The following is a 6,800-nucleotide window of genomic DNA, read 5'->3' on the forward strand; positions in this document are numbered from 1 at the left end:
TTCCTAGAGAGGCGCTGCTGCACGGCATAAAATCGCTCATGAGTACCATTCCGTATTAGCGGTTGAATATATCACCGAACTGTAGAAAAGTCTCTATACGAGCTTTACGATTAAACGAACATTGATAGTGAGCTAGTACACGGGAGGTTCCCATGAAGGCTGTAGTTGTCCCTGACGTTGTTGATGGCTCGATAAATGTCACCGATGTTCCCGTGCCCGAGGTGGGGCATGGTCAGGCGCTCGTGAAGCTAGAGTACTCCGGCGTCTGCCACACCGACTTGCACGTTGCGGCGGGCGATTTCGGTGAGGTTCCGGGGCGCATCCTGGGGCATGAGGGTATTGGTATTGTCACCGAAGTTGGTGAAGGCGTTGAATCGCTCAAGCCCGGTGACCGTGTCTCTATTGCATGGTTCTTCCAGGGATGCGGGCACTGCGAATACTGCACCTCCGGCAGGGAGACCCTATGCCGTACCGTCAAGAATGCGGGCTACACCGTGGACGGTGCCATGAGTGAGTATGCCCTTGTCACGGCAGACTATGCCGTGAAGGTTCCCGAAGGCCTGGATGCGGCGCAGGCAAGCTCGATTACCTGCGCGGGCGTAACCACCTATAAGGCGATTAAGGAATCGCAGATACGCCCCGGTCAGTGGCTGGTCGCCTACGGCGCTGGCGGGCTGGGCAACCTGGCGGTGCAGTACGCCAAGAAGGTTTTCGGTGCCAAGGTTATTGCCGTCGATATTAACGATGACAAGCTGCAACTTGCCGCCGAAACCGGCGCCGACGTCACGATTAACGGTCGTGAGGTTGAGGATGTACCGGCGAAGGTTCGTGAGGTAACCGACGGCGGGGCGCAAGCTGCCGTGGTGACCGCGGTATCGAGGGTCGCTTTTAACCAGGCGGTTGAGAGCGTGCGTGCCGGGGGTAGCGTGGTGGCTGTGGGTCTTCCGCCCGAGAAGATGGAACTGTCTATCACAAAGATCGTTCTTGACGGTATTCGCGTGCTCGGCTCGTTGGTTGGCACCCGTCAGGATCTTGCCGAAGCGTTCCAGTTCGGCGCAGACGGGCTAGTAGTTCCCGTAGTGCAGCTGCGCAAGGTTGATGAGGCCCCGCAGATCTTCGAGGAGATGAACGCAGGCAAGATCAACGGGCGTATGGTGCTCGATTTCGCAAGCATGTGGTAAGGCAAGAAAGCTTCTCACACGGGTGCGTTAGGTACTGAATCTATGCGGTAGCGCGGGTTGCCGCCCGTTTCTAAACATAGGGTTCTGAACCCCTAATGCAAAAAGCGGTGTCCCCTGGAACGTATGGAAATTCCAGAGGACACCGCTTTATATGCGGAGCTAGGGATTAGCTGTCCTGGGTATCGTGGGATGCGGAGCTGTCGGATCCACCAGTTTCATAGAAACCCCCAACACTCCATTTGTTATTGTCGTATTTAGCCGTGAAGTTAATCTTCTGAGTTTGCTTCTGCTGTTCTTCAGGAAAATCTACAACCTCACCATCATGTACGCCGTATTCCCCCCGAGTTACGTTCACGGTTACCGGCCACGTGTAGGTGCCGTTCTCTTCCTTAGGCTTAGCATCCTCAAAGTTCATCACAATTTTAGGGTCTGCAAGCCAGCTCTTCCCGCCCTGAAGCTCCGCAAAAAGAGCACCCGACAGTGTGCGCTCTTTATCCTCATCACTCATAGCGCTTTCTTTGATCAGAGATACATCGCCGGTCTGCAGTGCGTACTGCAAAGCCGCGCCAAGGAACACGATCGAAGAGTACAGACCCGCGACGGAGTTTTCGTTCATATTCTCAGGCTTGATGGGCTTGGGAACATTCTTAGCGGGAGTCTCACGAGTTGCGGGCTCGTAGGTGCCAGCTGAGGTATCGAATTTGTCGATTTTAGCTTCGCCGCTATAGTCGCTGCGGGTGCTCGTCGAGGAAGCCGATGTGCCGGAGTCCCCGCCGTTGCCGTTCGAGTTAGAGGAGGAGCACGCCGCCAAGAATGCGGCAGAACCAAGACCCAAGACGCCTAGAGCACCGCGGCGGGATACAGAAGTAGTCAGCATGTTGTTATCTTTCAGTCGGTGATTATTGCCTATTTATTATAGAGTGCATACACCGGAAGAACCCATTTAGGGCGAGCTATGTTCCATAGGCTCGGGTGCTGGGAGATTACAGGTTTTGCTGATGCACCTGGGGATTACGCGGTATGAGGTGCTGAGGCTTGTAAGTTGCGCACGAATCGGATCTCTCGTAACGCCTCAAACGACTCCCGACCCTCTAAAAACCCAGACTCCGACAACTGCTGCACCGAAGAAGCCCACTCCCCCGTACGCACCTTATACAAAATATGACCAAAAATCACCGTGCCATCGAACTGCCACGGATCAAAACTCAGCCGCTTACGCTTGCCCTGATCCCGAAAAATAATACGAATCCACCCGTTGCGGTTGTTATCTAGATACGTGAGCCTGTCAATCGAGGTATACGGTGCGGTATAGGTGCGTCCGAGGGAGTTACACCAAGTGACCGAGTGCTCATCAAACCGGATATAGAGCATGTAATAGCTAATGATTGCAACCAAGCCCAGAGGGCAACCTACTATAAATACAAAAATATGCATCCCGATATCGAAACCGTACATAATATCTAGAAATATGGGGAATGGAATTAGAAAGAAGAGAAAAATTCCCCATCCGAGGTAGAGGACAAAGCGTGGGCGGTGTTGCCTCACCCCGACGGAGACATGTGAACCTTTACGTTGGATGCCGGGCATAGCTCCGACGAGTAGGCCGCCGAGCAGACCGCCTAAAATACCGTTTTCCATCTCATAGCTCTCTTTCCAGCCCGCTATATCTGCTGGTACGTCTTTTCAACTGTACCTTTCTTAACATATTCATCACGTACTCTCAGAGAGCCTTGTTAGCTTCACCAGGACATAAATAGAGCAAGAGGGTGTGCTCGTGCAGAATACACGAACACACCCCTCGCCAATATTAGAAGCTGGTTATGATTCCTGATGATGCTCTACGTCAGTGGTTTCTTGCTCTTCCGGGCGGTTCCGGCCCGTATCCCAACCGGTATAGAACACCCCGATGCTGATTAGCATACTCACAAACATCAACGCGCCCCAGCCTAGCTCTTGACTTATAAAGATATAGACTATGGTGCAAAGGAGAAATAATACCGTGAGTAGTGCCCCTCCGATCATGAGGCTGTACTTATAGATTCTGGTCTCAAGGTCCATCAGAGATGCCTTTTAGGGGTGAAATGTGCACAATATTTATATGTATCAGTATAGTTTCTGTGTGTAACGATCAGGTTTTCAGAGGAACAGTACTCTCACTTGGGTAAACGTAGGTTTCTATAGGTACTGAATGAAATCTGTGGGCACTCACCTCTGGACGGTATTCCTGGATGTTCAGGAAAACATAGCTTTGGGATGGTTGATGAGCCATGGTGCATAAATGGTGTCGTCCATGGTGTATATAATCTCTCTCAGGTCTTCCCGCGCGTTCATCACGGCCCACCTTCCATGAGTTTGACGGAAGATTATCTGGCTCATCAGATATGAAAAATCTTGACTGCCGATAGATAGTGTCACGTTATTATTTTTGTGATATAAGGTTATTTTCTCTTTGGGTTCTTGAACGTAAGTGTATCCCAGTATTTCATCGTATTGTAAGTGGGTGCTCTTAAACGGTTTATTTCTGTAGGTGAACCCTTGCAGTCTGAAATGCGTATAGGGCCAGCCTCCAACTCGCATTCCTACAATACCGCATGCTATAAGGATGGGATACATGATTAATCCTGCTATATCTGTAGAGTCCAGGGTTTTATCTTCAAAATATAAGTAGATTGTAAATATAAATATTGCGAGAGAAAGCAAGGATAAACCTGCTCCCACTATAAATAAAATTAAGGAATTTCGTCGTTTCTTGGGTATGATGGATTTTGCAAATTTTTCAATATTATCATCAGGTATATTTTCGATATTCTTTGCAATGGCAGAACGTTTACGCTTTTTATTGCTTGGGCTGGATATGATGTCGCCAATAAGGTCGGGTATTGCCGATAGTATATCTGTAAGGTCAATGAGGCTCACTAAAACTCCCTGATTAGAATTTGAAATACAACTGTGACCGCACATAATCGCGACCAACCCCAGAGGCAAGGACTCCGCTTTCTTTGAGCTCTTCCCAAACGAAACGGGGTCAGTAGGCGCTAACTCAGTTAGTCTAGTTTGAGTTTCCTCTCATACGTCAACCGCTTAATACGCTCAAACATCTTCTCATACGACCCAAACCCAGACACCAACTCCTCAACCCGCTGGGCATTCAGATCCTGCGGCCATTCCTGATGCTCCACCCGAGACAAAACCATCGCAAACAGGATAGATGCATCAAACTGCCACGGATCAAAACTCAGCCGTACCCTCTTGATGTTGCGGCTGCGTACCCTCAGGTACCCGTTCTTCCCATTACTTTGCAAGAGTACTTCGCTGATACTCTCATACGGCATATACCGGATCTTCCACCGCCAGTTGCGCCAGTAGACTCCCGAGAGGGTTTGCTGGATATAAAACGCATGACAATGATTCACAAACGGAATTACCAAAGGACCACAAATAACAAACGCAAGAATAAAAGAAGCTATGGGGTCACCATACTTGATGGTTACATATATAGGTGCTGCAACTAATCCTCCCACTAGAAGTACATAACCAGCTATAAAAGCAAGCTTTGGGCGGTGCTGTTTGACCCCGAGCACGGGCTGACCCATCGTACGTTTCAGCGAGGGAACATTCCGAACGAAAAGACCCGCCAACAACCCAATCAACGCAGGAGGCACAACAACCTACCTTCCCTCAAATCCCTGCTCCCTTTTTTATGAAGGACGCTCTGCCTTCTCAAACTTCGTCACAGACGTAGACCCAGAGTTAAAAACCTGAAAATCCAGCAGTGTCACCTTATAGTACCCGCCGACCTCCAAAGATCCCGCATACTCGTCCATAGACTTCTTTGGATCAGGAGAATCCGACATATGTAAATTCCCGCACTCTTTTGTCTTAAAATCTGCTACACGCTTATAATCCGTATTCCCCGAGACCAGACCACCCCGATCGTGCACATCAACATGCTCGAGGGTGCAGTACTTGTAAGTCCCTGCACTATCATTACGTGAAAGAAAATATAAAAACGCATAAAAGCTTACAGCAACGACAACAATGATGCATGTTACCAATGTTTCTTTAACATTCTTACTTCTCATAAATCTCTAAGATCCGTTGCCATAGATCCTCACAATACTATTTTCAGTACCAGGAAAGAGGACAATCCTGGGAAGCCCAAATTTGTAGCTCTTCCCTTCTTTTAGTAGATTATGATAATAGTTTGCGTCTTTCTCACCAATATCGGACCATACCATCTGAGGGCAGTTCGATGAGTCTATATACAGGCTATACGTGGTTTCTGGAGAGTTGGCTGATACCGAATCATGTCTTTTGACCTCGGTTTTGGTGACAGTGCATTCCTTAATGATTGGATTATTCTTATTGTGAGCCGAAACCCCAAAATATATACCAAAAAATAATAAAAATCCCAACGGCACAAGCACAATAATATATTTCTGTCGGAACCATGAAAGATTTGACTTTAATAGTTTTATCATTGTGTAATCACCTTCTTAATTTTTTTATTCTATTATAAATAGTACCATATGTATTTATATATGCCGCGGGTATAATCTATCTCCTTTCCCGCTGCCTTTTTGCACCTAGATTTTTTAGAATTTGAAATATAACTGTGACCGCACATAATCACAAGCAACCCCAGGCGCAAGAAATCCGCCTTCTTCGAGTTCTTCCCATGACATAGGCCATCGTCCACACTTTGACCTGTACATAATATGTCCGTACAGAACATCACTATCAAACTGAGCATGGGAAAACTTAAAAACTAGATACCGAAACAGCACACGATGCTCGTAGCTTTTGAAGCGTACCCATCCTCCTTTATTAGTATCTGCAAAACTAAAATATTTGATACTGTCATACCGAATAAAACGCTTCTTGCCCCTCCAATTTCTCCAAATTATACGATCTTTCTGGTAGCATATAAAGAAAATATAATAATTAATAAGAGCAATAGCAGGTATTATGCCCACAAAAAGGCTAATAACATGATTTGCAATATCAAACTTTGTGGTGATATCAAAATACAACGGCAGGATGACAAGAGATAAAGCTATACCCGCCCACCCGAATACACCAAGGAGGGTGGGCCTGCCCTGTATTCTATTTAGAGACAGGGTTCCTGTTTGATTATTCACACCAGGCATCGCCTGGGTAGCGACCCCAGCTGCTGCACCGATAAGAATCTTATCAAGCATGATATTTTACCTATCTTTCTATCCTGATATAACCCATATCATGTAAAACCCTATTTAAAAATTATCTACTAAACGGGAGCTATCACAGAGATATACTTCTGACGGAACCTATCAGGGCTGATTTTACCTTCCTACGAAAACCCACACCGGATCTCACCGTACATGACATATGCGGGCGCTCCGAGACAAGACCGGAGTGCCCGCACAATTAATATCTGCCACCTCGCCCCAAACAAAACGGGGTCATAGGCGCTAACTCAGTTAGTCTAGTTTGAGTTTTCTCTCATACGCCAACCGCTCAATACACCCAAACATCTTCTCATACGACCCAAAACCAACCACCAACTCCTCAACCCGCTGGGCGTTCAGGTTTTGTGGCCACTCCTTGTGCTCCACCCGAGACAAAACCATCGCAAAC

General features: G+C 47.6%; 7 protein-coding genes. 1 reads left to right on the forward strand and 6 read right to left on the reverse strand.

The window, feature by feature from the left end:
* Positions 1 to 152 precede the first annotated feature (152 nt).
* On the forward strand, positions 153 to 1,181 hold the full coding sequence (adhP, locus tag HMPREF2609_RS06160) for an alcohol dehydrogenase AdhP (protein ID WP_070535771.1): 1,029 nt from the start codon (positions 153 to 155) through the stop codon (positions 1,179 to 1,181).
* 166 nt (positions 1,182 to 1,347) lie between these two features.
* Here adhP and HMPREF2609_RS06165 read toward each other — a convergent pair whose 3' ends face one another.
* The 6 genes from HMPREF2609_RS06165 to HMPREF2609_RS06200 all read right to left on the reverse strand — a co-directional run bounded on the left by HMPREF2609_RS06165 (position 1,348) and on the right by HMPREF2609_RS06200 (position 6,382).
* Entirely contained in the window at positions 1,348 to 2,058 is a 711-nt protein-coding gene (locus HMPREF2609_RS06165; protein WP_070535774.1) for a DUF6318 family protein, read from the reverse strand.
* A 134-nt stretch (positions 2,059 to 2,192) separates the two neighbouring features.
* Entirely contained in the window at positions 2,193 to 2,819 is a 627-nt protein-coding gene (locus HMPREF2609_RS06170; protein WP_070535777.1) for a hypothetical protein, read from the reverse strand.
* A 594-nt stretch (positions 2,820 to 3,413) separates the two neighbouring features.
* Positions 3,414 to 4,097 carry a hypothetical protein gene (locus tag HMPREF2609_RS06180; RefSeq protein ID WP_070535782.1) on the reverse strand — a complete coding sequence of 228 codons (684 nt, stop codon included), beginning with the start codon at positions 4,095 to 4,097 and terminating at the stop codon, positions 3,414 to 3,416.
* A gap of 128 nt (positions 4,098 to 4,225) precedes the next feature.
* Entirely contained in the window at positions 4,226 to 4,843 is a 618-nt protein-coding gene (locus HMPREF2609_RS06185; protein ID WP_070535785.1) for a hypothetical protein, read from the reverse strand.
* A gap of 36 nt (positions 4,844 to 4,879) precedes the next feature.
* On the reverse strand, positions 4,880 to 5,035 hold the full coding sequence (locus HMPREF2609_RS11145) for a hypothetical protein (protein WP_239664722.1): 156 nt from the start codon (positions 5,033 to 5,035) through the stop codon (positions 4,880 to 4,882).
* Positions 5,036 to 5,776: 741 nt separating this feature from the next.
* Positions 5,777 to 6,382: a hypothetical protein gene (locus tag HMPREF2609_RS06200; RefSeq protein ID WP_070535792.1), complete on the reverse strand. Its 606-nt coding sequence runs from the start codon at positions 6,380 to 6,382 to the stop codon at positions 5,777 to 5,779.
* Between the last annotated feature and the right edge of the window lie 418 nt (positions 6,383 to 6,800).

This window comes from Rothia sp. HMSC058E10, from assembly GCF_001809415.1.
Classification (GTDB): Bacteria; Actinomycetota; Actinomycetes; order Actinomycetales; family Micrococcaceae; genus Rothia; species Rothia dentocariosa.